This is a genomic window from Streptomyces sp. NPDC000878 (assembly GCF_053599695.1).
In genome coordinates this window covers 117,346-143,340 of the sequence record NZ_JBSFMT010000020.1, presented here as the reverse complement: position 1 = coordinate 143,340, position 25,995 = coordinate 117,346, and the positions used below count along the sequence as shown (strand labels likewise).

Annotated in this window: 19 protein-coding genes, 1 rRNA gene and 1 pseudogene; 16 read left to right on the top strand and 5 right to left on the bottom strand. The window is 71.2% G+C overall.

Going from position 1 to position 25,995, the window contains the following annotated elements; genetic code table 11:
• The 3 genes and pseudogenes from rrf to ACWDR4_RS20175 form a co-directional block, all read left to right on the top strand.
• Positions 1 to 105 (top strand): 5S ribosomal RNA (rrf, locus tag ACWDR4_RS20185); the annotation flags it as partial.
• Between the two features lie 198 nt (positions 106 to 303).
• Positions 304 to 1,089: pseudogene (locus ACWDR4_RS20180) on the top strand (hypothetical protein); the annotation flags it as partial.
• Positions 1,090 to 1,728: 639 nt separating this feature from the next.
• A complete protein-coding gene (locus tag ACWDR4_RS20175; RefSeq protein WP_450410221.1) occupies positions 1,729 to 2,580 on the top strand; it encodes a hypothetical protein in 852 nt (283 codons plus the stop codon).
• A gap of 62 nt (positions 2,581 to 2,642) precedes the next feature.
• On the opposite strand, the gene ACWDR4_RS20170 is transcribed toward ACWDR4_RS20175, so the two are convergent.
• Entirely contained in the window at positions 2,643 to 3,947 is a 1,305-nt protein-coding gene (locus tag ACWDR4_RS20170) for a DUF1015 domain-containing protein (protein WP_450410209.1), read from the bottom strand.
• A gap of 73 nt (positions 3,948 to 4,020) precedes the next feature.
• On the opposite strand from ACWDR4_RS20170, the gene ACWDR4_RS20165 reads away from it, so the two are divergent.
• The 4 genes from ACWDR4_RS20165 (at position 4,021) to ACWDR4_RS20150 (ending at position 8,311) form a co-directional block, all read left to right on the top strand.
• A complete protein-coding gene (locus ACWDR4_RS20165) occupies positions 4,021 to 5,049 on the top strand; it encodes an HAD hydrolase-like protein (RefSeq protein WP_450410207.1) in 1,029 nt (342 codons plus the stop codon).
• A gap of 267 nt (positions 5,050 to 5,316) precedes the next feature.
• Complete coding sequence (locus ACWDR4_RS20160) at positions 5,317 to 6,360, top strand: FecCD family ABC transporter permease (protein WP_450410205.1); 1,044 nt, start codon at positions 5,317 to 5,319, stop codon at positions 6,358 to 6,360.
• Positions 6,357 to 7,433, top strand: coding sequence for a FecCD family ABC transporter permease (locus ACWDR4_RS20155; protein WP_450410203.1), 1,077 nt, complete (start codon positions 6,357 to 6,359; stop codon positions 7,431 to 7,433). The genes ACWDR4_RS20160 and ACWDR4_RS20155 overlap by 4 nt, the downstream gene beginning before the upstream one ends.
• On the top strand, positions 7,430 to 8,311 hold the full coding sequence (locus ACWDR4_RS20150) for an ABC transporter ATP-binding protein (protein ID WP_450410201.1): 882 nt from the start codon (positions 7,430 to 7,432) through the stop codon (positions 8,309 to 8,311). The genes ACWDR4_RS20155 and ACWDR4_RS20150 overlap by 4 nt, the downstream gene beginning before the upstream one ends.
• 24 nt (positions 8,312 to 8,335) lie before the next feature.
• Here ACWDR4_RS20150 and ACWDR4_RS20145 read toward each other — a convergent pair whose 3' ends face one another.
• Positions 8,336 to 8,683, bottom strand: coding sequence for an alkyl sulfatase C-terminal domain-containing protein (locus tag ACWDR4_RS20145; protein ID WP_450410199.1), 348 nt, complete (start codon positions 8,681 to 8,683; stop codon positions 8,336 to 8,338).
• A 42-nt stretch (positions 8,684 to 8,725) separates the two neighbouring features.
• On the opposite strand from ACWDR4_RS20145, the gene ACWDR4_RS20140 reads away from it, so the two are divergent.
• The 5 genes from ACWDR4_RS20140 (at position 8,726) to ACWDR4_RS20120 (ending at position 14,105) form a co-directional block, all read left to right on the top strand.
• Positions 8,726 to 9,079 (top strand): hypothetical protein, encoded by a 354-nt coding sequence (locus ACWDR4_RS20140; protein ID WP_450410197.1) that lies wholly within the window; start codon positions 8,726 to 8,728, stop codon positions 9,077 to 9,079.
• Between the two features lie 7 nt (positions 9,080 to 9,086).
• The gene (locus ACWDR4_RS20135) at positions 9,087 to 9,902 is read left to right on the top strand and encodes a TlyA family RNA methyltransferase (protein ID WP_450410195.1); all 816 of its coding nucleotides are present in this window, start codon (positions 9,087 to 9,089) and stop codon (positions 9,900 to 9,902) included.
• Positions 9,899 to 10,804 carry an NAD kinase gene (locus ACWDR4_RS20130; RefSeq protein ID WP_389357815.1) on the top strand — a complete coding sequence of 302 codons (906 nt, stop codon included), beginning with the start codon at positions 9,899 to 9,901 and terminating at the stop codon, positions 10,802 to 10,804. Before ACWDR4_RS20135 ends, ACWDR4_RS20130 begins: the two co-directional genes overlap by 4 nt.
• A 185-nt stretch (positions 10,805 to 10,989) precedes the next feature.
• Positions 10,990 to 12,732, top strand: coding sequence for a DNA repair protein RecN (gene recN / locus ACWDR4_RS20125; protein WP_450410192.1), 1,743 nt, complete (start codon positions 10,990 to 10,992; stop codon positions 12,730 to 12,732).
• A gap of 242 nt (positions 12,733 to 12,974) precedes the next feature.
• Positions 12,975 to 14,105 (top strand): glycosyltransferase family 4 protein, encoded by a 1,131-nt coding sequence (locus ACWDR4_RS20120; RefSeq protein ID WP_450410190.1) that lies wholly within the window; start codon positions 12,975 to 12,977, stop codon positions 14,103 to 14,105.
• Positions 14,106 to 14,119: 14 nt separating this feature from the next.
• Here ACWDR4_RS20120 and ACWDR4_RS20115 read toward each other — a convergent pair whose 3' ends face one another.
• The 3 genes from ACWDR4_RS20115 to ACWDR4_RS20105 all read right to left on the bottom strand — a co-directional run bounded on the left by ACWDR4_RS20115 (position 14,120) and on the right by ACWDR4_RS20105 (position 19,152).
• Complete coding sequence (locus tag ACWDR4_RS20115; protein ID WP_450410188.1) at positions 14,120 to 15,763, bottom strand: PucR family transcriptional regulator; 1,644 nt, start codon at positions 15,761 to 15,763, stop codon at positions 14,120 to 14,122.
• 67 nt (positions 15,764 to 15,830) lie between these two features.
• On the bottom strand, positions 15,831 to 17,213 hold the full coding sequence (locus ACWDR4_RS20110) for an FAD-binding oxidoreductase (protein ID WP_450410186.1): 1,383 nt from the start codon (positions 17,211 to 17,213) through the stop codon (positions 15,831 to 15,833).
• A 136-nt stretch (positions 17,214 to 17,349) separates the two neighbouring features.
• Positions 17,350 to 19,152 carry a glycoside hydrolase family 15 protein gene (locus ACWDR4_RS20105; RefSeq protein WP_450410219.1) on the bottom strand — a complete coding sequence of 601 codons (1,803 nt, stop codon included), beginning with the start codon at positions 19,150 to 19,152 and terminating at the stop codon, positions 17,350 to 17,352.
• A gap of 535 nt (positions 19,153 to 19,687) precedes the next feature.
• Between ACWDR4_RS20105 and ACWDR4_RS20100 the strand changes: the two genes are divergently transcribed.
• From ACWDR4_RS20100 to ald, 4 genes are all read left to right on the top strand, one after another.
• On the top strand, positions 19,688 to 21,355 hold the full coding sequence (locus ACWDR4_RS20100) for a CTP synthase (RefSeq protein ID WP_450410184.1): 1,668 nt from the start codon (positions 19,688 to 19,690) through the stop codon (positions 21,353 to 21,355).
• 92 nt (positions 21,356 to 21,447) lie between these two features.
• Positions 21,448 to 22,077: an NUDIX domain-containing protein gene (locus ACWDR4_RS20095; protein WP_450410183.1), complete on the top strand. Its 630-nt coding sequence runs from the start codon at positions 21,448 to 21,450 to the stop codon at positions 22,075 to 22,077.
• Positions 22,078 to 22,248: 171 nt separating this feature from the next.
• Positions 22,249 to 24,345, top strand: a complete 2,097-nt coding sequence (locus ACWDR4_RS20090) for a tetratricopeptide repeat protein (protein ID WP_450410181.1) — start codon at positions 22,249 to 22,251, stop codon at positions 24,343 to 24,345.
• Between the two features lie 143 nt (positions 24,346 to 24,488).
• A complete protein-coding gene (ald, locus tag ACWDR4_RS20085; protein WP_450410217.1) occupies positions 24,489 to 25,604 on the top strand; it encodes an alanine dehydrogenase in 1,116 nt (371 codons plus the stop codon).
• The last annotated feature ends 391 nt before the right edge of the window (positions 25,605 to 25,995 follow it).

Below are 25,995 nucleotides of genomic sequence, written 5' to 3'. Positions count from 1 at the left end.
AGCGTGAGGGAAACGCCCGGTTACATTCCGAACCCGGAAGCTAAGCCTTACAGCGCCGATGGTACTGCAGGGGGGACCCTGTGGGAGAGTAGGACGCCGCCGAACAATCTTTGGAGGACCCCTGGTCCCAGCGTTCACGCTGGGACCAGGGGTCCTTTTTTGTTTTAAAATAGCTTGCGGTACCGAAGACAGGAGTCATCCATCATGTCCACCAACTCTCCCGACGAGCGCCCGGAGCGCGACCAGCGCCGCCGGGACAGTGGTGACCGCGGCGACCGTGGCGGGTACCGAAGTGGTCCGCGCCGCGACAGTGATCGCCGTGACAACGACCGTGGTGGTTCCGACCGTGGTGGCCGACCGACGGGTGGTTACGGCCGTCGTGACGACCGGCCGGCAGCTCCCCGTCGTGACGACCGGGGCGATCGGCCCGGTGGCGGTGCCGGTGGCGCCGGTGGCGGGTTCCGTCGGGATGACAACCGCGGTGGTGAGCGCGGTGGTTTCGTCCGCCGCGATGACCGTCGCGACGGCGATCGTGGGGCTCGTCCCGCTTTCCGGCGTGACGAGCGTTCGGACCGGCCGGACCGCTCGGACCGTCCGGCGGGACCCCGTCGTGACGACCGTGGCGACCGTGGTGGTTTCCGTCGGGATGACAACCGTGGTGGTGGCGGTGACCGCGCTGGCTTCGTTCGGCGTGATGACCGCCGTGACGATCGGCGTGATGACCGGCGTGATGACGATCGTGGTGGGTTCCGTGGTCGGAGTGACGACCGTGGGGATCGTGGTGGCTTTGTCCGTCGGGACGATCGGCGTGATGACCGTGGTGGCCGTCCCGCCGCCGGCGGTGGCGGTGGGTTCCGCGGGCGGGACGACAACCGTGGCGACCGTGGGGGCCGTCCTGTAGGCGGCGGTTTCCGGCGTGACGACGACCGCGGTGGGCGTCCTGCCGGTGGTGGCGGTGGCTTCCGTGGACGTGACGACCGCAGGGACGACCGACGTGACGACAGGCGCGATGACCGTCGGGACGGTGACCGTCCCGCCTTCCGTCGTGATGACGATCGTGGTGGGTTCCGTGGTCGGAGTGACGATCGCGGGGATCGTGGTGGCTTTGTCCGTCGGGACGATCGGCGTGATGACCGTGGTGGGCGTCCCGCCAGCGGTGGGTTCCGTCGCGACGACGACCGCGGTGACCGCGACAACCGTGGCGACCGTGGAGGCCGTCCCGCAGGTGGCGGATTCCGGCGTGACGACGACCGCGGGGGCCGCCCTGCCGGCGGTGGCGGTGGGTTCCGTGGACGTGACGACAGCCGTGGTGACCGTCCCGCCTTCCGGCGTGATGACGACCGGCGTGAAGGCGACCGTGGCGGGTTCCGCCGCGACGACAGCCGTGGCCGGGACGACAACCGTGGGGATCGCGGTGGCTTCGTCCGGCGTGACGACGATCGCGGTGGGTTCCGTGGCCGGAGCGACGACCGCGGAGGCCGTCCTGCCGGTGGTGGCGGTGGCTACCGTGGGCGTGACGACAATCGTGGCGACCGTGGAGGGCGGCCCAGCGGGGGCGGCGGCGGTTACCGGGGACGTGACGACCGTCGGGGCGATGACCGGCGTGACGACCGGCGCGGTGGCGGGTTCCGTGACGAGCGTGACCGGGACCGCGAGCCGATCAAGCGGCTGCCGATCCCCGAGGACGTCACGGGCGACGAGATCGACAAGGACGTACGCCAGGAGCTGATGAGCCTGCCCAAGGGGCTCGCGGAGGAGGTCTCCAAGAACCTGGTGATGGTCGCGCGGCTCATCGACGAGGACCCCGAGGGTGCTTACGGGTATTCGCGGGTGGCTCTGCGGCTGGCCTCGCGCGTGGCCGCCGTACGCGAGGCGGCCGGGTTCGCGGCGTACGCGACCCAGAAGTACAGCGAGGCGCTGGCCGAGTTCCGTGCGGCTCGGCGGATGACCGGCAACGTCGAACTGTGGCCCGTCATGGCCGACTGCGAGCGTGGGCTCGGGCGGCCCGAGAAGGCGCTCGACATGGCCGGGGCGCCCGAGGTGCACAAGCTGGACAAGGCCGGTCAGGTCGAGATGCGGCTCGTCGCTGCCGGTGCCCGGCGTGACATGGACCAGCTCGACGCGGCCATCGTGACCCTGCAGAGCCCCGAGCTGGCCTCCAACTCCGTACAGCCGTGGACCGCGCGACTGCGGTACGCGTACGCCGACGCGCTGCTGGCCGCCGGGCGTGAGGACGAGGCGCGCGAGTGGTTCGCCAAGGCCGTCGAGTCCGACAAGGACGGCAGCACGAACGCCTCGGACCGGCTCGCCGAGCTGGACGGGGTGGAGTTCGTCGACGCCTTCGACGAGAGCGAAGACGAGGACGAAGACGGAGTTGCGGACACGGACGAGGATGTGGACGCGGGCGTGGACGGGGTCGAGCTTGTTGACCTCCACGACGAGGACAAGGGCGTCGAGTCTGTGTCTGTCGAGGCCGAGTCCGTCCAGGTCGACTCCGTCGAGACCGGGACTGTCGAATCGGTTGAGTCCGCCGGCGACAGCGCCGATGGTGACGACGATTCTTCGGACGAGCTTCGGTAAGCAGTGACAGTGAAGGGCGGGATCCCGGTCAGGGGTCCCGCCCTTCTGCGTTTCGGCTTGTTTCAGTGCGCCAGGGTGCGCAGGACCAGGCCCGAGGCCGGTTTGGGGCCGAAGGACGTCGACTTGCGGGGCATGGTGATGCCCTGGCGGGCCAGGTCCCGTACGACCTCCTCGCGGACCGGGTGCATCAGGACGGCCGTACCGCCGTCCTGTTCCGCCTTCTCCACGGTTGCCGCCGTGTCGTGGATGTACGCGATGTGCGCCGGTGAGTCCTCGGGGATGTGCCAGATGTGGTCGAGGAGCGTGGCGTGCAGGACCGTCGCGTCCAGGGTGCGCCAGGCCTGCGGGCGGTCGGCCGGGATCGTACGGGTCAGGAGGGCCTCGTCCGGGTGGTCCACGAGGTGGAAGGCGCCGTCGCCGGCCAGGAGGAAGGCGTTGCCTGCGGTGGCCGCCTCCGCGAGGGCGCTGAGTGCTTCGGAGAGGGGGGCCTTGAGGTGACGTACGCGGAAGTGGCCTTCCAGGGACGCCAGGGCCTCGGCGACCGGGAGACCGTGCAGGAGGCGGTGGATCGCGCGGACCCGCAGGGGGTAGCGGGCGGTGTCCACCAGGAGCACCAGGCCGTGGTCCCAGGGGCTGGGGGACGGGTGCTCCGCGCGTAGACGCAGATACGTCGCCCAGCGGTGGTGGCCGTCGGCGATGAGGGCCTGGTGGTGTGTCAGGTCCGTCTGGATCCCGGCGAGTTCGGCGGGGTCGGTGATCGCCCAGAGGCGGTGGCCGAAGCCGTCCTCCGTGGTTGTCGACAGGAGTGGAGGGCGGAGAGCCGCGCGTTCGACCACCGCGCTTGTGCTGTACGGCGACACGCCTGCGGAATCGTTGCTGCGGTAGGTCAATAGGAGGGGTTCCAGGTTCGCGGAGGTGGCGCGCATCAGGGCCGCGCGGTCCGCGACCACGTGCGGCATGACGTCCTCGTGCGGCAGGACGACGCCCTCCGACGGCTCCGACAGGCGCAGGGCTCCTATGACCCCGCGTTGGAGGTGGCCGGTCGTGTCGCGCTGCTCGTAGACGTACAGGGCGGGCTCGGGGTCGGCGGTCAGGATGCCCTCGGAGAGCCAGTCGTCGAGGGTGTCCGCCGCCTGTTCGTTGCGGATGGACGGGGTCGCCGCCTGGGGGAGGATCAGCCGGACGATGTTGTGCGGGTCGGCCGATTCGAGGTGGATCAGGCCGTCCGGGCGCACGATGACGTCGTACGGCGGAGAAGTCACGGCTGCAAGGCTGCCGACCCGGTCGGGGTCGTAGCGCAGGCCCCGGAAGGGGGTCAGTTGAAGGCCCATGCGAGCCGGTACGTCCGCGGGACCTGCAGTGTTCATTGGTGCATCGTAGGGCTGTCAGTGGCATGGGGGATGATCGGGGGAAAGCCGGGCGAACGAGGAGCGATGCACAATGAGCCAGACCGTCAGGACGCGGCCCGAGGGCAGTGCGCGGGCGCTGAGCGAGGCGTACGACACGGCGCTGCTCGACCTGGACGGGGTGGTGTACGCGGGGGGCAGTGCGATCGTGCACGCCGTCGAGTCGCTCGGTGTCGCGCGGGACGGCGGGATGCGGCTCGCCTATGTCACCAACAACGCGCTGCGTACGCCGGACGCCGTGGCCGAGCACCTCACCGAGCTGGGCATAGCGACCGAGGGCTCGGACGTCATCACGTCGGCGCAGGCCGTGGCCCGGCTGATCGCCGACCAGGTGCCGGCGGGCGCGCGCGTGCTGGTGATCGGCGGCGAGGGGCTGCGGGTCGCGCTGCGCGAGCGGGGACTTGAGCCCGTCGAGTCGGCCGAGGACGGGCCGGTGGCGGTCGTGCAGGGGTACGGCGGGCCCGAGTTGCCCTGGGGGCGGTTCGCGGAGGCGTGCTTCGCCATCGCGCGCGGGGTGCCCTGGTTCGCGTCGAACACCGACCTGACGATCCCCAGCGCGCGCGGGATCGCGCCGGGCAACGGAGCAGCAGTGGAGGTCGTGCGCATCGCGACCGGCGCCGAGCCGCAGGTGGCGGGCAAGCCGCTGCCGCCGATGCACCGGGAGACGGTGCTGCGGACCGGGGCCGAGCGCCCATTGGTCGTCGGTGACCGGCTGGACACGGACATCGAGGGCGCGTTCAACGGGGACGTCGACTCGCTGCTGGTACTGACCGGCGTCACGGACGGCGCACAACTGCTGGCCGCACCGCCGCAACACCGGCCCACCTACGTCGACGCCGACCTGCGGGGGCTGCTGACCGGCCAGCCGGAGGTGACGCCCGCGGGCGAGGGTTTCCGATGCGGGGGATGGACGGCGACCGCGGGGGAGGAGCGGCTGGAGCTGGAAGGGGACGGTGAGGCACTCGACGGCCTGCGCGCACTGTGCGCGGCGGCCTGGACGGCGGCGGGCGACGGCGTGTGCGGGCTGGACGGGGGGAAGGCGCTGGCGCGGCTGGGGTTGTGAGGGTCCGCGCCGCGGGGTTGGCCGGGGAGACCCGAGTCGAAGGCTTGGAGCCGGAGGGCTGGGCCGAGAAGCGGGTGTCGGCGGATCGGGAGCCAAGAGACTGGCCGGGAGCCAAGAGACTGGCCGGGAGCCGGGAGCCGGGAGCCGGGAGCCGGGAGGCCAGAGTTGAGGAAGTCGCGCCGGGAGGCTGGCCCCGGGATTCGTGCGCAGCGGCCCCACCCGTGGACGGACGCCGAGGCGATTGCGAGGGTAGGCTAACCTAACCTGGTGTTTGTCGACAGTCCTCCTGAGCAGCGCGCGGAGATTGCCCCCGCGCCCCCGAAGCGTCAGGCGATACGGGCCGTTGGACTCCTCGTCTCTCTGGGGATCCTGGTTCTTGTCGCCCTCGCCAGCATCGCGATCGGGGCGAAAGAGCTGTCCCTGGAACAGGTCTGGCACGGGCTGTTCCAAGACTCGGGGACCTATGGGGACGTTGTCGTCGGTGAGCGGGTCTCTCGGACGCTTCTCGGGCTGCTTGCCGGTGCCGCGCTCGGGTTGTCCGGGGCCGTCCTGCAGGCGCTGACCCGTAACCCGCTGGCCGATCCCGGGCTGCTCGGCATCAATGCCGGTGCCTCGGCCGCTGTCGTCACCGCCATTACCTTCTTCGGCGTCACCTCGCTCGGCGGCTATGTGTGGTTCGCCTTTCTCGGGGCCGCCGCCGTCGGAGCGCTGGTCTGGTTCCTCGGGGGCGGCCGGGGGGCCACGCCCGTGCGGCTCGCGCTCGCGGGCACCGCGATCAGCGCCGCGCTCTACGGCTATCTCCAGGCCGTGATGATCACGGACGACGCGGCGCTGAGCCGGATGCGCTTCTGGACGGTCGGTTCGCTGGCCTCGGCCACCGACGACACCATCACGCAGGTCCTGCCGTTCATCGTGGTCGGTACGGTCCTCGCGCTGTGCCTTGCCCGGCCGCTCAACGCCGTGGCCATGGGCGACGACACCGCCCGCGCCCTCGGCGCCAACCTGAACCGCACCCGCGCGCTGTCCATGGCCGCCGCGACCGTGCTGTGCGGGGCCGCGACCGCCGCCTGCGGTCCGATCGTCTTCGTCGGGCTGATGGTCCCGCACGTCGTACGGTCCTTCACCGGGCCCGACCTGCGCTGGATCCTCCCGTACGCGACTGTCCTGTCGCCGGTGCTGCTGCTCGGCGCCGATGTCATCGGGCGGATCGTCGCCCGGCCCGCCGAACTCCAGGTCGGCATCGTCACCGCGGTCATCGGCGGCCCGGTCTTCATCTTTCTCGTACGACGGCGGAGGACGGCGCAGCTGTGAAGAGCAACTCTCTTGTCCGGCCCGCCCGGGGCGTCGGCCGCGCCGACCGTGTCGTGCGGACCCCCGGCGGGCTCTCCCTCCGGCTGGACGCGCGTGCGCTGGTCGTCGTCGTGGCGCTGCTGCTGGCCGCGCTCACCGCGAGCGTGGTGCTGATCGGCACCGGCGACTTCCCGATTCCCGCCGGGGATGTCATCAGGACGCTGCTGGGCGACGGGAACGCGGGCCAGGAGTTCATCGTCAACGAGCTGCGGCTGCCGCGCGTCCTGGTCGGGCTGCTGGTCGGGGCCTCGCTCGGGCTGGGCGGCGCGCTGTTCCAGTCCATCTCCCGCAATCCGCTGGGCAGTCCGGACGTACTCGGCCTCAGTCAGGGCTCGTCCGCCGGTGCGCTGGTCATGATCGTGCTGTTCTCCGGGAGCGCCGGCGCGGTCACCCTCGGGGCGCTCGTCGGGGGGCTGGTGACCGGGCTCGCCATCTATCTGCTCGCCTGGAAGCAGGGCGTGCACGGGTACCGGCTGGTGCTCGTCGGCATCGGGGTCTCCGCGGTCGTCACGGCGGTCAACGGCTACCTGATCACCAAGGCGGACCTCGTCGACGCGGCCCGTGCGGTCGTGTGGATGACCGGTTCCCTCAACGGGCGTGGCTGGGACCAGGTCTGGCCGCTGCTGTGGCTGTGCGCGGTCCTCGTACCCGTGGTGCTCGTGAACGGGCGGGCGCTGCGGATGACGGAGATGGGCGACGACGTGTCGTACGCCCTCGGGGTGCGCGTCGAGCGCGTGCGGCTGGTGCTGATGCTGGCCGCCGTGCTGCTCACCGCCGCCGCCACGGCCGCCGCGGGCCCGGTGGGCTTCGTGGCGCTGACCGCGCCGCAGCTCGCCCGGCGGCTGACCCGCTCACCGGGACCGAACCTGGTGCCGTCCATGTGCATGGGCGCCACCCTGCTGATCGTGGCCGACTGGGCCTCGCAGCGGCTCTTCGGCGCCGATCAGCTGCCCGTGGGGGTGGTGACCGGGGTGCTCGGCGGGCTGTATCTGCTGTGGCTGCTGGTCACGGAACGGAAGGCGGGGCGGATATGAGCCGGCCGGGCGAGTCAGGAAAGAGCGACTCCGCGAACGAGAACGTCAAGAAGGGCACCAACACCGTGAACCGCCTGTCCGCCGAGAACGTCACCCTCGCCTACGACCAGCGTGTGATCGCCGAGCAGCTGTCGGTGGAGATACCCGACAACTCCTTCACGGTCATCGTCGGCCCGAACGCCTGCGGCAAGTCCACGCTGCTGCGCGCCCTGTCGCGGATGCTGAAGCCCAGCGAGGGCCGGGTGCTGCTCGACGGGCAGCTCATCCACTCGATGCCCCCGAAGAAGGTCGCCCGGACCCTCGGGCTGCTCCCGCAGTCGTCGATCGCGCCCGACGGGATCACCGTCGCCGACCTGGTGGGCCGGGGCCGCTACCCGCACCAGGGCATCCTGCGCCAGTGGTCCCACGACGACGAGCGCATCGTCCAGGAGTCCATGGAGTCGACCGGCGTCGCCGAACTCGCCGATCGCTATGTCGACGAACTCTCCGGCGGTCAGCGGCAGCGCGTGTGGATCGCGATGGCGCTCGCCCAGCAGACCCCGCTGCTGCTCCTCGACGAGCCGACCACCTATCTCGACATCCAGCACCAGATCGACGTCCTCGACCTCTGTGCCGAGCTGCACGAGGAGCAGGGGCGGACCCTGGTCGCCGTACTGCACGACCTCAATCACGCCGCCCGGTACGCCACGCATCTCATCGCACTGCGCGAGGGCTCGGTCGTGGCCGAGGGTGCGCCGGGCGACATCGTCACGGCCGGGCTGGTCGAAGAGGTGTTCGGGTTGCGCTGTCAGGTCATCGACGATCCGGAGACGGGCACTCCGCTGGTGGTTCCGGCCGCGCGCAAGGCCCGTACGAAGGCGGCTGCGGAGGCTTCCTGAGGCCCAGGCTCCTCCCCAGGTCGGCTACAGAAGCTTCCTGAGGCGGAACAGGTCCCGCAGGCCCGCCTCCAGTTTCACGCGGCCCGAGCCCCAGGCCTTCGCGAAGTTCAGCTCGCCGGCGACCAGGGCCACCAGGTCGTCGCCGGACATGGTGAGCCGGATCTCCGCCTTCTCCCGGGGCGGGCCCTGGAAGGTGTCCTGGACCTCGATACGGCCGCCTTGCAGGCGTCCCGCGAAGGTGACGTCCAGATCGGTGATACGGCAGCTCAGCGAGCGGTCCAGGGCCGCCGCCTCGCGTGCGTCCCCGGTCGCGCCCGCCATGTTGTCCGAGAGCTTGTCGAGTGCGCTGCGGCACTCCTCAATCGTGGCCATCGCGAACGACGGTACCTCAGCGGTTCGAGGTAGCGTCGGGGCATGAACGACTCAGTGCCCCCGGCCGAAGGTCCGGCGGAGACACCGGTTCCGGATCCGGCTGCGGATGTGGTTCCGGATGTGGTTCCAGAGGCGGCCGTCGAACCCGGGTACGACTCCGGGCCCGCGGACGACGACCCCGCCGCCCCGGCCCCGCTGAACGTCCCCCGCGCCCCCACGGGCGACGCCGAGGTCGACGCCCTGCTCGACCGGCTCGGTGACGCCGACCACCTCGCCACGGACGGCCATGTCGAGGTGTACGAGGATGTACACCGGGGGCTGCGCGACACGCTCACCGCGCTCGACGCCCGCCCGGGACCTCCGGCGCCCCCGACGACGTACGGCAATAGGAGCTGAACCGAACGTGGCAGGAGTGGCACGCCGCCGTCTTGACGCCGAGCTGGTGCGGCGGAAGCTCGCCCGCTCGCGCGAGCACGCGAGCCAGCTGATCGCCGCCGGGCGGGTCACCGTCGGCAAGGCCGTCGCGACCAAGCCCGCCACCCAGGTGGAGACCGCCGCCGCGATCGTCGTCGTGGCCGACGACAGCGATCCCGAGTACGTCTCCCGGGGCGGCCACAAGCTCGCGGGCGCCCTGGAGGTCTTCGTACCGCAGGGGCTGAAGGTCGGCGGCCGGCGGGTGCTGGACGCCGGCGCGTCCACCGGCGGATTCACCGACGTACTGCTGCGCGCGGGTGCCGCGCACGTCGTCGCGGTCGACGTGGGGTACGGACAACTCGCGTGGTCTCTCCAAAGCGATGAACGCGTCACCGTCAAGGACCGTACGAACGTACGCGAGTTGACGCTCGAAGCGATCGATGGGGAACCAGTGGATCTTGTCGTGGGGGATCTGTCCTTCATCCCGCTCGGTCTCGTGCTGCCCGCCCTTGCGCGGTGTGCGGCGCCCGATGCCGATCTGGTGATGATGGTCAAGCCACAGTTCGAGGTGGGGAAGGAACGGCTGGGGAGTGGAGGAGTCGTACGCAGTCCCGAACTGCGTGCCGAGGCGGTACGTGGAGTTGCCGCCCGCGCAGGCCAGTTGGGCCTGGGCGTACAAGGTGTGACCGCCAGCCCGTTGCCCGGGCCGTCGGGGAATGTCGAGTACTTTCTGTGGCTGCGGGCCGGCGCACCCGAACTCAACCCGGCCGATGTTGACCGTGCAGTGGCGGAGGGGCCTCGTTGACTCAGACCCGAGATCGTACTGTTTTCCTGCTCGCCCACACCGGGCGGCCGGCCGCGATCAGAAGCGCCGAACTCGTCGTCCAGGGGCTGTTGCGCTCCGGAATCGGGGTGCGGGTGCTCGCGGCGGAGGCGGCCGAGGTGCCGCTGCCGCCGGAGGTGGAGCTGGTCGAGGAGGCCACAGCTCAGTGCCTCGACGGGTGCGAGCTGCTCATCGTGCTGGGCGGTGACGGCACGCTGCTGCGTGGCGCCGAGTTCGCCCGGGCGTCCGGGGTGCCGATGCTCGGCGTCAATCTCGGCAGCGTCGGGTTCCTCGCCGAGGCCGAGCGCGACGACCTCGACAAGGTGGTCGACCGGGTGGTGACGAAGGCGTACGAGGTCGAGGAACGGATGACCGTCGACGTCGTCGTGCACCAGAACGGGAACATCGTGCACACGGACTGGGCGCTGAACGAGGCGGCCGTGCAGAAGGTGTCCGCGGAGAAGTTGCTCGAGGTTGTGCTGGAGATCGACGGGCGGCCTGTTACCGGGTTCGGGTGTGACGGGATCTGTCTGTCCACGCCTACCGGGTCCACCGCCTATGCCTTCTCGGCCGGTGGGCCTGTGGTGTGGCCTGAGGTGGAGGCGCTGTTGATGGTGCCGATCAGTGCGCACGCGTTGTTCGCGAAGCCGTTGGTTACTTCGCCGGATTCTGTGCTTGCTGTGGAGGTTCTGCCTCATATTCCGCCGGGTGTTCTGTGGTGTGACGGGCGGCGGACTGTGGAGTTGCCTCCTGGGGCGCGGGTGGAGGTTCGGCGGGGGGCTGTGCCGGTTCGGTTGGCTCGGCTGCACCATGCGTCGTTCACGGACCGGCTTGTGGCCAAGTTCGCGCTGCCGGTGTCCGGGTGGCGAGGGGCGCCTCATTAGCGCTTTGTAGGGGGTGGCGGGGATCTGTGCGCGTGTGCAGGTTCATCGTGGCTTGTCGCGCAGTTCCCCGCGCCCCTAAAAACATCCACTCACCCGGGTGATATGTGAAGGCCGATTGTCATTCGTTACCTGCGGGTTCTCTCATTCGAGGTGGGGGGCGTCGCACTTGGGGTGGCTGACCTCGTATGGTCGTGTTCGTGTTGGAGGAGATGCGGATACGGTCGCTCGGCGTCATCGACGATGCGGTCGTCGAGTTGTCGCCCGGCTTTACCGCCGTCACCGGTGAGACCGGTGCGGGTAAGACCATGGTCGTGACCAGCCTCGGGCTGCTGCTCGGTGGGCGGGCCGATGCGGCGTTGGTGCGGATCGGGGCCAAGAACGCGGTCGTGGAGGGGCGGATCACCGTGCCTCCGGGCGGTGCTGCCGTCGTACGGGCCGAGGAGGCCGGCGCCGAGCTGGACGACGGGGCGCTGCTCATCAGCCGTACCGTTTCCGCCGAGGGGCGCTCACGGGCGCATCTGGGCGGGCGTTCCGTGCCTGTGGGCGTGCTGGCCGAGCTGGCCGACGAGCTGGTGGCCGTGCACGGGCAGACCGACCAGCAGGGGCTGCTCAAGCTGTCCCGGCAGCGGGCGGCGCTCGACCGGTACGCGGGGGACGCGGTCGCCGCGCCCCTCACCAAGTACGGGGAGGCGTACCGGCGGCTGAGGGCCGTCTCCGGCGAGCTGGACGAGATCACCACGCGCGCGCGGGAACGGGCCCAGGAAGCCGACATGCTGCGGTACGGGCTCGATGAGATCGCCGCTGTGGAGCCGCGCGCCGGTGAAGACGTCGAGCTGGCCGAGGAGGCCGAGCGGCTCGGGCACGCGGAGGCGCTGGCCTCGGCCGCGACCGTCGCGCATGCCGCGCTCGCCGGCAATCCCGAGGACCCCGAGGGCATCGACGCCGCCACGCTCGTCGCGGGCGCCCACCGGGCTCTGGAGGCCGTACGGTCGCACGACTCCGCCCTGGCCGCGCTCGCCGACCGGATCGGCGAGGTCGGCATCCTGCTCGGGGACGTCGCCGGGGAGCTGGCGGGGTACGCCGACGACCTGGACGCCGATCCGCTGCGCCTGGCGGCCGTCGAGGAGCGGCGGGCCGCCCTCACCGCGCTGACGCGGAAGTACGGCTCCGATGTGGCCGGTGTGCTGACGTGGGCCGAGGAAGGCTCCGCGCGGCTGCTCGAACTCGACGGCGACGACGAGCGCATCGGTGAGCTGACCGCCGAGCGGGACGCGCTGCGCGGCGAACTGGGCGGGATGGCCCAGGCGTTGACGGACGCGCGGGCCGAGGCCGCCGAGCGGTTCGCCGCAGCCGTGACCGCCGAGCTGGCCTCGCTGGCCATGCCCCACGCGCGCGTGTCGTTCGAGATCCGCCAGACCGAGGACCCGGAGGGGGTTGAGGTCGGCGGGCGTACGGTCGCGTACGGGCCGTCCGGTGCCGACGAGGTCGAACTGCTGCTCGCCCCGCATCCCGGGGCGCCCGCCCGGCCCATCGCCAAGGGCGCGTCCGGGGGTGAGTTGTCCCGCGTGATGCTGGCCGTGGAAGTCGTGTTCGCGGGGACCGATCCGGTGCCCACCTATCTGTTCGACGAGGTCGACGCCGGAGTGGGCGGCAAGGCGGCCGTGGAGATCGGACGGCGGCTGGCCAAGCTGGCGAAGAGCGCACAGGTCGTCGTCGTGACGCATCTGCCGCAGGTCGCCGCGTTCGCCGACCGGCAGTTGCTGGTGGAGAAGACCAACGACGGGTCGGTGACCCGGTCCGGCGTGAAGGTGCTGGAGGGCGAGGAGCGGGTACGGGAGCTGTCGCGGATGCTGGCCGGACAGGAGGACTCGGAGACGGCGCGGGCACACGCGGAGGAGCTGCTGGCGACGGCCCGGTCGGACGGCTGACGTTCGAACAGTTGACGGTTAGTGGGTTCTCTCTCACTCGTGTGGGTGACACCCCGCACCCCTCCGTGGTTCGGAACACCCGTACGTACTGGCATCCTTGAAAGAGCACGGAAAACCCCCTGTACCGGGAGGAAGCCGCGCGGTACACCCCTTCCGCCCGATCCTTCTGTACGTTTCTCCGTGTCCTTCTTCATGTCCCTTCTTCGTGACCGCCCGACGCCGAACCAGGAGCCCCCGGCCACGTGAGCCCCGTGACCAGCCACTCACCGCACGGCCAGTCGCCGCTGCGCACCGTCCAGGTGCTCGGCGGCGGCAACGCCGGCAGCAGCGCGCACGTGCGCTCGCTGGCCGCGGGGCTCGTCGCCAGAGGCGTGCGCGTCAGCGTGTGCGCCCCCTCGGATGCCGACAGCGCCTACGACTTCACGGGCGTCGGCGCCGAACACGTGCCCATCCCGCGCAGCAGCGACCCCGCCTCGGTGGCGGCGCTGCGCGCGGCCTGTTCGAACGCCGACCTCGTGCACGCGCACGGGCTGCACGCCTCCTTCCGGGCCGCCCTCGCGCTCAGCGGGCGTCGCACCCCCCTCGTCGTCACCTGGCACAACCGCGCGTACGCGGAGGGGCCGCGCGCCCAGCTGCTGCGGGTCCTTGAGCGGCGGGTCGTGAAGGCCGCCGCCGTCGTCCTCGGGACCTCCTCCGACCTCGTGGACCGGGCCAGGCGGCGCGGGGCGAGGGACGCCCGGCTGTCCGCCGTAGCGCTGTCCGCGCCGCGCGGGAGCATGGGGTGGGACGAGTCCGAGCGGTCCAAGACACGGGCCGAACTCGGCGCCACCGACCGCCCGTTGCTGATGGCTGTCGGCTCGCTCGACCGGCACCGGGGGTACGACGTCCTGCTGGACGCCGTACACGCGTGGCGTGGTCTCGATCCCGCGCCGCTCCTCGTGATCGCCGGGGAGGGGCCGCTGCGGGCGGAGTTGCAGGGCCGCATCGAGAACGAGGGGCTGCCGGTCCGGCTCATCGGGCGCCGTGACGACGTGAGCGAACTGCTCGTCGCCGCCGATCTCGCCCTTCTGCCCAGCCGTTGGGAGTCGCGTTCCGTTCTCGCCCAGGAGGCCCTCCACGCGCGCGTGCCGCTGATCGCGACCGCCGTGGGCGGCGTTCCGGAGCTGGTCGGGGACGCGGCCGAACTCGTGCCGTACGGCGACGCGGCGGCGCTCGGCAGGGCCGTCGTACGGCTCCTCGGGGATCCGGAGCGCCAGGAACTCCTCCGGGAGCGGGGCGTGCGGCAGATCGCCACCTGGCCCACCGAGGACGAGACCGTCGCCCAAGTGCTCAGCGTCTACGACGAGTTCACCCAGCCCCGGCTGCTCTCCTAGCGGGCGCGCCCGGGTCAGGTCACGTGCCTGCGGGCCCGCAGGGCCAGGCTCAACGCCAGTACCGTCTGCGGGTCGTCCAGGTCCGTGCCCAGCAACTCCCCGATCCGCGCGAGGCGGTTGTAGAGCGTCTGGCGGTTGAGATGGAGTTCACGGGCCGTCTCCGCCTTACGGCCCGCGTGCGCCAGGTAGGTCTCCAGGGTGGGCAGCAGCGGCGGCTTGGAGCGCTGGTCGTGGGCGCGCAGCGGGCCGATCGCGCGGTCCACGAAGGCCGCCAGGTCCGGCTGGTCGCGCAGCCGCCACAGCAGCAGGTCGATGTCCAGGCGCCGGGCGTCGTACCAGGGGCGGTCCGGCAGCCCCTGGGCCGCCGTCGCCGTCTCCGCCGCGTGCCGCAGGCCCGCCGAGGCCGCCGCCCAGCCCCCGGCCACCCCGACCACGACGACCGGCGGCTGCGCGCCCGGGCGCTGCATCCCGGCGCGCTCCACACCGGCCCGTAGTGCCGTCGCGACCCGGTCGGCGACCGCCGGGCGCTCCGACTCCGCGCGCAGGCCCACGAGCAGCGGTACGCGCCCCTCGACCGGCCGTACGCCCAGCAGCAGCGGCACGCCCACCGACGCCAGCTCCTCCGCGACCGCGCGGGCCAGCACCGCCCAGCCGCCGCCCGGTGACAGCGTGTCGCCGAGCCGCATCACCACCGGCAGCAGCGGGCCCGAGCCGGGCTTGAAGCCGAGGACGCGGGCCTGCGCGGGCGCGGCCTCCGCGTCGACACGGCCCTCGGCGAGGTCGGTGAGGAAGTCGCCGCGGCCACGCGCCGCCAGCTCCTCCTCCTGGCGGGCCTGCATCAGGACGACGGCCAGGATGCCCGCGGCCCGTTCGGCGGCGATGCGGTGCACGGGGGCGAGCGGTTCGAGGACGGGCAGCAGGACCAGACGCGCGCGGACCGAACCGGTGCCGTGGCCGCCCCCGGGGACGTCGACGAGCACGGAACCGGCGGGCGGCGGCGCGTCCTTCTGCTGGGCGCGCAGGCCCTCCCACACCTGGAGCGGGTCGGCGCCCTCGGGACCGGCCCCGGCGGCGTACAGGAGCTGGCCGTCCGTCGTCTCCAGGAACACCGGGTTGCCGCTGAAGCCGGCCAGGATGCCGAGGACCTGCGGAATGCCGCCGCCGCCCAGCAGGGCCTCCGTACAGCGCTGGTGGACCTCCTCGGCCCGCTGGAGCAGCGCGTAGTGGCCGTTGACGATCTCGGTGTGGATCTCCTCGGTGACGGCCACGAACGCCACCTCGCGGTGCAGCTGGACCAGCGGGAGACCGGTCGAGCGGGCCGTCTCCACGAGCGCGGCGGGCAGCCGGGTGAAGCGGGGGCCCAGCTCCACGACGAGCGCCGCGATACCCCGCTCGGCGAGCGTACGGACGAACGCGCGCTGCTCGGCCGGGCGGGTGCCGAGCCCGTACCCGGTCGTCAGGAGCAGCTCTCCGCCCTTGAGCAGCGAGGCGATGTGCGGGACCTCGCCCGCGTGCACCCACCGCACGGTCCGCCCCAGCCGGTCGGCGCCCGCCAGGATCTCCGGCAGCCCGCTGCGCAGCCCCGGCAGCTCAAGGGCCCGCCGCACGGTGATGCCGGCGCCCCGGGTCTCCAAACGGCTGTCCGTACGGCTGTCCATGCAGCGGACGCTACCTGCACCGACGTACGGACGACGACTCGCGCATCGGTGGCCGTCGGCAGGTCGGCTACGCCGGAACGATGTTGTGGTTGAAGCGGAACACGTTGTCCGGGTCGTACTGGCGCTTCACCGACGCCAGCCGACGCGCGTTCTCGGCGCCCAGGCCCGCGATCACGCGCTCCGCGCCCTCGTCGCCGATGAAGTTGAGATAGACCGCGCCGCTGCTCCACGGCCGGACGGCGGTACGGACGTCGCGGACCCACTGGACACAGCGCTCGTCGTCCGCCGGGTCCTCCCAGACGCCGAAGGGGTGCACGGCCCAGGGGGAGTCCCGGTAGGGGACCGGGTAGTCGGCCGGGCCGTCGGCGATGGCGCCGCCTAGCGGGAACAGCACGTGCTGGGTCCCGGTGGGCACCGGAAGGGCGTCACCGAGGGCACAGAAGACGTCCACGAAGTCGTCGGGGGCGCTCGTCAGGTACTCCGCCGACCAGTAGTTCCGCATCCCGGGCGGGTCGTCGAGCATGCACTGGAGGTCGGCGTACGGGATCGCGGTGACGATCGCCGCCTCGTGCGGCAGCGCCAGCAGCGGCTCGGCGAGCTTGCGCATGTCGGCCTCGGCACCCGCGTACGTCAGCAGCGCACAGCACAGCAACTGTCCGACCAGATGCGGGGGGACGAACTCCTCGGGCGGGCCGGTGAGATGGATGATCGCGCCGCTCGCCTCGTCCGGGCCGGCCTGGATCACCTCGCGGTAGGTGCGGGTGACCTCGCGGGCGAACTCCGGGAGGTAGAGCAGCAGCGCCATGGAGAACGCGGGCAGCTCGTGCAGTCTCAGGGTGAGCGAGGTGGCGACGCCGAAGTTTCCGCCGCCGCCGTGCAGGGCCCAGAACAGCTCCGGGTTCTGCTCGGCGCTCGCGTGCAGGGCGGTGCCGTCGGCGGTGACCAGGTCGACGCCGATGAGGTTGTCGACGGCGAGGCCGTGGGTCCGGTCGAGCCAGCCGCTGCCGCCGCCGAGCACGAAGCCGGCGACGCCGGTCGTGGAGACCCGGCCGCCGGTGGTCGCCAGCGCGTACGGCTGGGTCGCCCGGTCCAGGTGGCTCATCAGGGCCCCGCCCTGGACCCGTACCGACTGCGCCGCCCGGTAGACGGTCACCTCGTTCATCCGGCGCAGGTCGATCACCAGACCGCCGTCGTTCACGGCCATGCCCGCGACGCTGTGGCCGCCGCCGCGGATGGCGATGGGCAGGTCCAGGTCACGGGCGAAGCGGACGGAACGGGCTACGTCGGCTTCGTTCGCGCACTGCGCGATCACCGCAGGTCGCCGGTCGATCATGGCGTTGAAGACGGCGCGGGTGTCGTCGTACCCGGGGTCGCCCGGGGCGAGTACCTCGCCGGTCAGATCCTCGCGCAGTGCGGTGAGGGCTGCGCCTGCCTTTGAGGGGGAGGCCATGGCGGTCCCCTTCCGATAAGGGGCATTTGGTGCATCCAGCGTATGCGCTTTGCCACGAGGGCGCCGTTTTCAGGTGCGGCGCCGTCGTGACTGGTCGCGCAGTTCCCCGCGCCCCTGAAAGCCTGGGCGTCGGTGTCTAGCCGCCGTACGCTCCCGACGCCGTCAGACGCAGGGCCGTGTCGATCAAGGGGACGTGGCTGAAGGCCTGGGGGAAGTTGCCCACCTGGCGCTTGAGGCGGGGGTCCCATTCCTCGGCCAGGAGGCCCAGGTCGTTGCGGAGGGCGAGGAGCTTCTCGAAGAGTTTGCGGGCCTCGTCGACCCGGCCGATCATCGCGAGGTCGTCCGCCATCCAGAACGAGCAGGCGAGGAACGCGCCCTCGTCGCCCGGCAGACCGTCGAGGTTCTCCTCGCCGCCCGAGGTCGGGTAGCGCAGGATGAAGCCGTCCGAGGTGGACAGTTCGCGCTGGATGGCCTCGATGGTGCCGATCACGCGCTTGTCGTCGGGGGGCAGGAAGCCCATCTGCGGGATGAGGAGCAGGCTCGCGTCCAGCTCCTTCGAGCCGTACGACTGTGTGAAGGTGTTGCGCTCCTTGTCGTAACCCTTCTCACACACGTCCCGGTGGATGTCGTCGCGCAGTTCGCGCCACTTCTCCAGCGGGCCGTCCGCGTCGCCGGACTCGATGAGCTTGATCGTGCGGTCCACCGCGACCCAGGCCATGACCTTCGAGTGCACGAAGTGGCGGCGCGGACCGCGCACCTCCCAGATGCCCTCGTCGGGCTCGTCCCAGTGCTGCTCCAGGTACCGGATCAGCTTCAGCTGGAGCAGGGAGGCGTAGTCGTTGCGGGCCAGACCCGTCATGTGGGCCAGGTGCAAAGCCTCGGTGACCTCGCCGTACACATCCAGCTGGAGCTGGTGCGCGGCGCCGTTGCCGACCCGGACGGGGCCCGAGTTCTCGTAGCCGGGCAGCCAGTCGAGCTCGGCCTCGCCCAACTCCCGTTCGCCCGCGATGCCGTACATGATCTGCAGGTTCTCCGGGTCGCCGGCGACCGCGCGCAGCAGCCACTCGCGCCAGGCGCGGGCCTCGTCGCGGTAGCCGGTGCGCAGGAGGGAGGAGAGGGTGATGGCCGCGTCGCGCAGCCAGGTGTAGCGGTAGTCCCAGTTGCGTACGCCCCCGATGTCCTCCGGCAGGGAGGTGGTGGGGGCGGCGACGATCCCGCCGGTCGGCGCGTACGTCAGTGCCTTGAGGGTGATCAGCGAGCGGACGACGGCCTCGCGGTAGGGGCCGTGGTACGTGCACTGCTCGACCCACTCGCGCCAGAACTCCTCGGTGGCGTCGAGGGACTGCTCCGGCTCGGGCAGCGCGGGCGGCTGCTTGTGTGAGGGCTCCCAGGAGATGGTGAACGCGATGCGGTCACCCGGCGCCACCGTGAAATCGGCGTACGTCGTCAGGGACTTGCCGTACGTCTCGGCGGTGGTGTCGAACCACACCGAGTCGGGGCCCGCGACGGCGACCGTCCGCCCCTCGTGCTTGTGCACCCACGGCACGACCCGGCCGTACGAGAAACGCATGCGCAGGGCCGAGCGCATCGGCACCCGGCCGCTGACGCCCTCCACGATGCGGATCAGCTGGGGGGCGCCGTCGCGAGGGGGCATGAAATCCGTCACGCGGACCGTGCCGCGCGGGGTGTCCCACTCGGATTCGAGGATCAGCGAATCGCCCCGGTAGCGGCGGCGTGCCGCGGTGGGGGGTTCTGCGTCCGTCGCGTGCGCGGGGCCGAGGCGCCAGAAGCCGTGCTCCTCGGTGCCGAGCAGTCCCGCGAAGACGGCATGGGAGTCGAAGCGGGGCAGGCACAGCCAGTCGACTGTGCCGTCCCGGCAGACCAGCGCGGCGGTCTGCATGTCTCCGATGAGTGCGTAGTCTTCGATGCGCCCGGCCACGTGCAACTCCAGTCGAACGGCCACGTCGCCCCCCGTAGGGAAAAGAAAGGGGGGTCTCGCTCTTGCGGTCAAGGGTTCGTTGTAAAGCGTCGTTGAGAGGTGGAGCAAACACCAATCGGTGCTCAACGGACTGACGAGCTCTCGTTGTTCCGGGGTTACGGGCGGGGGTGGTGCCGTGTTGCCGGCCGGGCTCGGCAGCGAGTGTCCGAGGAGCATACGACGCACGCAGATGATCCGCGTGCCGCTCTCGACAACCCGGGTCCGCTGAACGAGTGAAGCTCGGGTGAGCGGGCACAGTTTCGGGTGAGCGCTGGACGAGGTGATGGTGACTCGTGTACGGGATGCGTGTCCGGCTGTGCGCGGAGCGTGGCCGGAAGCCTTCTCCCCGGGTCGCTGATACCCTGGTAGCCCGTGGACCGGTGGGCACGAAACCCCCGAACCGCAGCGACGGCTCCTCCAGTGAAAACCCGGAAATCTCCGGGCCGGGTGGCCGTACCGCACCCCAGACCGCGACCACGGGAGCCCCGCCTTGGCCATGACACCCGCTGCTTTCCGAAACAGCAACGCCACGACGACCAAGCACATCTTCGTCACCGGGGGTGTCGCCTCCTCGCTCGGCAAGGGTCTGACGGCCTCCAGCCTCGGCATGCTCCTCAAGGCGCGCGGCCTACGTGTGGTCATGCAGAAGCTCGACCCGTACCTGAACGTCGACCCGGGCACGATGAACCCCTTCCAGCACGGTGAGGTGTTCGTCACGCACGACGGCGCCGAGACCGACCTGGACATCGGCCACTACGAGCGCTTCCTCGACCGCGACCTCGACGGCTCGGCCAACGTCACCACCGGCCAGATCTACTCGACGGTGATCGCGAAGGAGCGGCGCGGCGAGTACCTCGGCGACACCGTCCAGGTCATCCCGCACATCACCAACGAGATCAAGCACCGCATCCGCCGTATGGCCACCGACGAGGTCGACGTCGTCATCACCGAGGTCGGCGGCACGGTCGGCGACATCGAGTCGCTGCCCTTCCTGGAGACCGTGCGCCAGGTCCGCCACGAGGTCGGCCGGGACAACGTGTTCGTGGTCCACATCTCGCTGCTGCCCTACATCGGCCCCTCCGGCGAGCTGAAGACCAAGCCGACCCAGCACTCGGTCGCGGCCCTGCGGAACATCGGTATCCAGCCGGACGCGATCGTGCTGCGTTGCGACCGCGAGGTCCCGACCGCGATCAAGCGCAAGATCTCCCTGATGTGCGACGTCGACGAGGCGGCCGTGGTCGCCTGCCCCGACGCCCGCTCGATCTACGACATCCCCAAGACCGTGCACCGCGAGGGCCTGGACGCCTATGTCGTCCGCAAGCTGGACCTGCCCTTCCGGGACGTCGACTGGACGACCTGGGACGACCTCCTGGACCGCGTCCACAACCCCGCCCACGAGATCAACCTAGCCCTGGTCGGCAAGTACATCGACCTGCCCGACGCCTATCTCTCGGTCACCGAGGCCCTGCGCGCGGGCGGATTCGCCAACCACGCGCGCGTGAAGATCAAGTGGGTCACCTCGGACGACTGCAAGACCCCGGCCGGCGCCAAGAAGCAGCTGGCGGACGTGGACGCGATCTGCATCCCGGGCGGCTTCGGCGACCGGGGTGTGTCCGGCAAGGTCGGCGCGATCCAGTACGCCCGTGAGCACAAGATCCCGCTGCTCGGGCTCTGTCTCGGCCTCCAGTGCATCGTCATCGAGGCGGCCCGCAACCTGGCCGGCATCGAGGACGCCAACTCCACCGAGTTCGACGCCGCCACCGCCCACCCGGTCATCTCGACGATGGCCGAGCAGCTCGACATCGTCGCGGGCGACGGCGACATGGGCGGAACGATGCGCCTGGGCATGTACCCGGCCAAGCTCGCCGAAGGCTCCATCGTGCGCGAGGTGTACGACGGCAAGGAGTACGTCGAGGAGCGCCACCGCCACCGCTACGAGGTCAACAACTCCTACCGCGCCGAACTGGAGAAGAAGGCCGGCATCCAGTTCTCCGGCACCTCCCCGGACGGCAAGCTCGTGGAGTACGTCGAGTACCCGCGCGACGTGCACCCCTACCTGGTGGCCACCCAGGCCCACCCGGAGCTGCGCTCCCGCCCGACCCGGCCCCACCCGCTCTTCGCGGGCCTCGTCAAGGCCGCCGTCGAGCGCAAGACAAGCAAGTAACCCAAGGGCGATACGGTGACCGGGGTGCGCGCCCTTTGGGGTGCGTGCCCCGGTTTCTTTGGCACGTGCGGGATGCGGGAGGACAAGTCGACATGACCACCATCAAGGACACTCCGGAGGAGTGGGAGATCCGGGCGACGGAGACCCCCTTCGTGGGCAACAAGACCTCCGTGCGCACCGACGAGGTGGTCATGCCCGACGGCTCGGTCGTGGGCCGCGACTACCAGGTCCACCCCGGCTCCGTGGGCGTCCTCGCCCTCGACGACGAGGGCCGGGTCCTGCTGATCCGTCAGTACCGCCACCCCGTCCGCCAGCGGATGTGGGAGATCCCGGCCGGGCTGCTCGACGTACCTGGCGAGAATCCGCTGCACGCCGCCCAGCGCGAGCTGTACGAGGAGGCGCACGTCAAGGCCGAGGACTGGCGGGTGCTGACCGACGTCTACCCCACGGCGGGCGGCTGCGACGAGGCCGTACGGATCTTCCTGGCCCGGAATCTGTCCGAGGCCGAGGGGCAGCGCTTCGAGGTCGAGGACGAGGAGGCCGACATGGAGCACGCGCGCGTGCCCGTCGGTGAACTGGTCCGGGGCATCCTCGCCGGCGAGCTGCACAACAACTGCCTCGTCGTGGGCCTGCTTTCGCTGGTCGCGGCCGAGCAGGGCGACGGACTCGACGCCCTGCGCCCGGCCGAGGCGCCCTGGCCGGCCCGGCCCTTCGAGGCCTGAGACACCGGCGTGGGCCAACTGCCGACTCCGGTGTGACCATCGCCTGATCCGATCGGGCGACCTGCCCGTCGTGCTCCGCACAGATCGTCGCAGAGCGTGAACTAGGCTCTGGAAACGCCCGAACCGGAGTCCCGGCGGGCTTGCGCGTGCAGGTGGACGGGAGTGTGGCCCGTGGCGGATCAGGCGGTGGACACAGACGGCACGAAGCTGTCCGGAAACGATCGGCCGCCCGCTCCCACGGTCAGTCAGTTCCTCGGCCGGACAAGAGAGTTGAAGGAACTGCGCGCCGACATCGAGCGCGCCGGACTCGACACCCTCGCGGGCCGGAAGGCGCCCCGCGCGCGCGTGCTGCTCATCGCGGGCAAGCCCGGCTCGGGCCGCAGCGCCCTCGCCGAGGAGCTGGCCCGGCAGGTCGCGGACAGTTACCCGGACGGTGTCCTGCGCGCCCGGCTCGCCGAACCCGACGGCACCCCCGTACCGACCGAGCGCACCGCTCGCGAGCTGCTGGCCGTCCTGGAGCTGCCCACCCCGCCCGGCGCCGACGAGGACGAGCTGTCCGAGGCGCTGCGCGACGCGCTGGCCGACCGGCGGATGCTGCTCCTGCTCGACGACGCGGCCGACGCCGAGCAGGTCGACGCGCTGCTGCCGGACAACCCCGACTGCCTCGCCGTCGCCGTCTCCGGAGGCCCGCTGACCGGCATCTCCGACGTCCGCCCGTGCACCCTGGGCGGCCTCGACACCAAGTCGGCCGTGGAGCTGCTCGGCCGCTTCACGGGGTCGGTGCGCATCACCGTGGACCCGCGCGCCGCCGAGAATCTCGCCGAGGTGTGCCAGGGGCAGCCCGCCGCGCTGATGCTGGCCGGCGGCTGGCTCGCGGCCCGGCCCAAGGCGGCCGTCTCCGACCTCGCCAAGCAGCTGCACGCCGAGGGCGACGAGGGCACCGCCCTCAGCCGCGTCTTCCGCCTCGTGTACGCCTCGCTGCCCACCCCGGCCGCCCGGATACTGCGACTGCTCGCGCTGGCCCCCGGCGGTCTGGTGGACCCGCAGACGGCCTCCGCGCTGGCCGGCTGCTCGGTCGGCGGGGCCCGCGCCACCCTGGACGACTTCGTCGCCCTGAGCCTCCTGACGGCCGTTGACTCGCCGCTGCCGCAGTACGAGGTCCCCGGCTGCCTGCTGCCCCTGCTGCGCCCCCTCGCGGAGTCCCAGGACCGCCCGGCCGAGCTGCAGCTGGCCCGCGCGCGGATGCTGGAGCGGACGGTACGGCTGCTGGTGTCCTGCCGGGCGATCACCGAGACCGACAGCCCGCTGGCCCGCGAGAAACTCCTCGGCACGCCCGACTCGCTGCGCTTCCCGAACCCGAGGGCGGCGGCGGACTGGCTGACCATCCGCAGGCCCGCCCTGCTCGCTGCCGCCCAGATGGCCGTGGCCGACGGGGAACTGGACACGCTGGCCCGCCGTCTGATGTCCGCCCTGGTCAAGGCCATGGTCGCGCACATCGGCACCCAGGCCGCCGCACCCGACCTGTACGGCGTCCACCGCCTCGTCCTCGATGTCGCCGAACGCCGGAAACTGCCCCGCGAGCGGGCCGCCGCCCTGCTGAACCTCGCCGACCTGGACGCGCAGACCGGACGTACGAACGACGCACTGGCCCGCTACCGGGCCGCCCTGGACGCCGGACGCGAGGCGAACGACCCGTACGCGACCGGGCGCGCGATGGAATCCGTAGGGGGCGCACACCAGGAGCTGGGGGACTACGACCGCGCCGCCGACTGGTACGGGCGTGCGCTCGCCCAGCGCCTGGCGCGCGACGAGCGCGAGGACGCCGCCCGGCTGTACGGCCGTATCGCCACCGCGCACACCTACGCGGGCCGCTACGGCGAGGCACTGCGCAACTGGCGTGCCGCGGTGGCCGGTTACCGCAAGAACGGCGATGTGGCCGCCCACGCGCGCGCGTTGAGCGAGCTGGCGCGGGTCCAGGAGTACGCGGGACGGCCCGAGGAGTCGCTGCGCACCTGCCAGGAGGCGGTGGAGTGGGCGCGGCGCGCCGACGACGTACGGCTGCAGGGAGCGCTCCAGCTGCGGCTGGCCGACACGCTGGAGCACCTCGGCGATCCGGCGGCGGCGCGGCTGCACCGGGGCGCCGCGGAGCGGCTGCTGGGCGACGATCCGGAGCCCCAGGAGAGCGAGCCGGAGTCCCCCGAGGATGATCCGGACCCGGAACACGGTGCTAACACCTACGAAATCCGCAGTACATCAGTCGAAGATTGATGCATTGAAAGGCTAGACACCGAGAACGCCTTCATTAAACTGGCTCTACCGCGCCTTCTCCTGCGGTCTCCTGGTGTGCCCCCGCACGTCCGGGTATGTATTGCTATGCCCCCACACCCTCTGAGCCAAGGACCGTGATCGACGTGAAGGTCGGCATCCCCCGCGAGGTCAAGAACAACGAGTTCCGCGTGGCCATCACGCCCGCCGGTGTGCACGAGCTGGTGCGTCACGGCCACCAGGTCGTCATCGAGCGCGGCGCCGGCGTCGGCTCCTCGATCACGGACGACGAGTTCGTGGCCGCGGGCGCGCACATCCTGCCCACGGCCGACGAGGTGTGGGCTACCGCCGACCTGCTGCTGAAGGTCAAGGAGCCCATCGCCGAGGAGTACCACCGCCTCCGCAAGGACCAGACGCTCTTCACCTACCTGCACCTGGCCGCGTCCAAGGCGTGCACGGACGCGCTCGTCGAGTCCGGCACCACGGCGATCGCCTACGAGACGGTCGAGCTGCCCAGTCGCGCGCTCCCGCTCCTCGCCCCGATGTCCGAGGTCGCGGGCCGCCTCGCCCCGCAGGTCGGCGCCTACCACCTGATGCGCTCGGTCGGCGGACGTGGCGTGCTCCCCGGCGGTGTCCCCGGCACACAGCCCGCGCGGGCCGTCGTCATCGGCGGCGGCGTCTCCGGCTGGAACGCCACGCAGATCGCCGTCGGCATGGGCTTCCACGTCACGCTGCTCGACCGCGACATCAACAAGCTGCGCGAGGCCGACAAGGTCTTCGGCACCAAGGTCCGGGCGATCATGTCCAACTCCTTCGAGCTGGAGAAGGCCGTCCTGGACGCCGACCTCGTGATCGGCGCCGTGCTGATCCCCGGCGCCAAGGCCCCGAAGCTGGTCACCAACGAACTCGTGTCGCGGATGAAGCCGGGGAGCGTTCTCGTCGACATCGCGATCGACCAGGGCGGCTGCTTCGAGGACTCGCGCCCCACGACCCACGCCGAACCGACCTTCCCGGTCCACGGATCGGTCTTCTACTGCGTCGCCAACATGCCCGGCGCGGTGCCCAACACCTCGACCTACGCGCTCACCAACGCCACGCTGCCGTACATCGTGGAACTCGCCGACCGTGGCTGGGTGGCGGCGCTGCGCCGCGATCCCGCCCTCGCCCGGGGTCTCAACACGCATGACGGCAAGGTCGTCTACCGCGAGGTCGCAGAGGCGCACGGGCTGGAGCACGTCGAGTTGGACTCGCTGCTCGCCTAATGGTGTCACCTGACGTTCCCGGCCGTTCCGCAGGGGCTCCCGGTCGACAAAAAGACCAAGTCATCAGCGGGTAAAAGGCGATACGTCAACAGGCATCGTCAACGCCCCGCGCCCCGCCGGACCTTGCCCGACAAGGTCCGGCCGGATGTGTGTATGGTCACTTTGCGACACTCGTTCAACTCGCCTCGAACGTAACGCTTCAACCGATTCGCGCACCGGTGAAACCTGCCGTGCGACGGCCGTACGCCCTTGACAGAGGGATGTTTCATTGCCGACACATCGGGCCCGGTACGGCGGATTGTGTTGCTGCGAACGGCCGACACGCCATAGAGTCGCCAACCGTCGGCATGGTGCCACGCTGACCTATCGAGAAGTTACCTGGTCACCAAGG

Excerpts from the sequence above, each read along its gene's own strand:
- recN (WP_450410192.1), top strand. The coding sequence starts at position 10,990 with ATGGTCGTGTTCGTGTTGGAGGAGATGCGGATACGGTCGCTCGGCGTC.
- ACWDR4_RS20140 (WP_450410197.1), top strand. The coding sequence starts at position 8,726 with ATGAACGACTCAGTGCCCCCGGCCGAAGGTCCGGCGGAGACACCGGTT.
- ACWDR4_RS20175 (WP_450410221.1), top strand. The coding sequence starts at position 1,729 with ATGAGCCTGCCCAAGGGGCTCGCGGAGGAGGTCTCCAAGAACCTGGTG.
- ACWDR4_RS20110 (WP_450410186.1), bottom strand. The coding sequence starts at position 17,213 with ATGGCCTCCCCCTCAAAGGCAGGCGCAGCCCTCACCGCACTGCGCGAG.
- ACWDR4_RS20165 (WP_450410207.1), top strand. The coding sequence starts at position 4,021 with ATGAGCCAGACCGTCAGGACGCGGCCCGAGGGCAGTGCGCGGGCGCTG.
- ACWDR4_RS20145 (WP_450410199.1), bottom strand. The coding sequence starts at position 8,683 with ATGGCCACGATTGAGGAGTGCCGCAGCGCACTCGACAAGCTCTCGGAC.
- ACWDR4_RS20170 (WP_450410209.1), bottom strand. The coding sequence starts at position 3,947 with ATGAACACTGCAGGTCCCGCGGACGTACCGGCTCGCATGGGCCTTCAA.
- ACWDR4_RS20115 (WP_450410188.1), bottom strand. The coding sequence starts at position 15,763 with ATGGACAGCCGTACGGACAGCCGTTTGGAGACCCGGGGCGCCGGCATC.
- ACWDR4_RS20100 (WP_450410184.1), top strand. The coding sequence starts at position 19,688 with ATGACACCCGCTGCTTTCCGAAACAGCAACGCCACGACGACCAAGCAC.
- ACWDR4_RS20150 (WP_450410201.1), top strand. The coding sequence starts at position 7,430 with ATGAGCCGGCCGGGCGAGTCAGGAAAGAGCGACTCCGCGAACGAGAAC.
- ACWDR4_RS20095 (WP_450410183.1), top strand. The coding sequence starts at position 21,448 with ATGACCACCATCAAGGACACTCCGGAGGAGTGGGAGATCCGGGCGACG.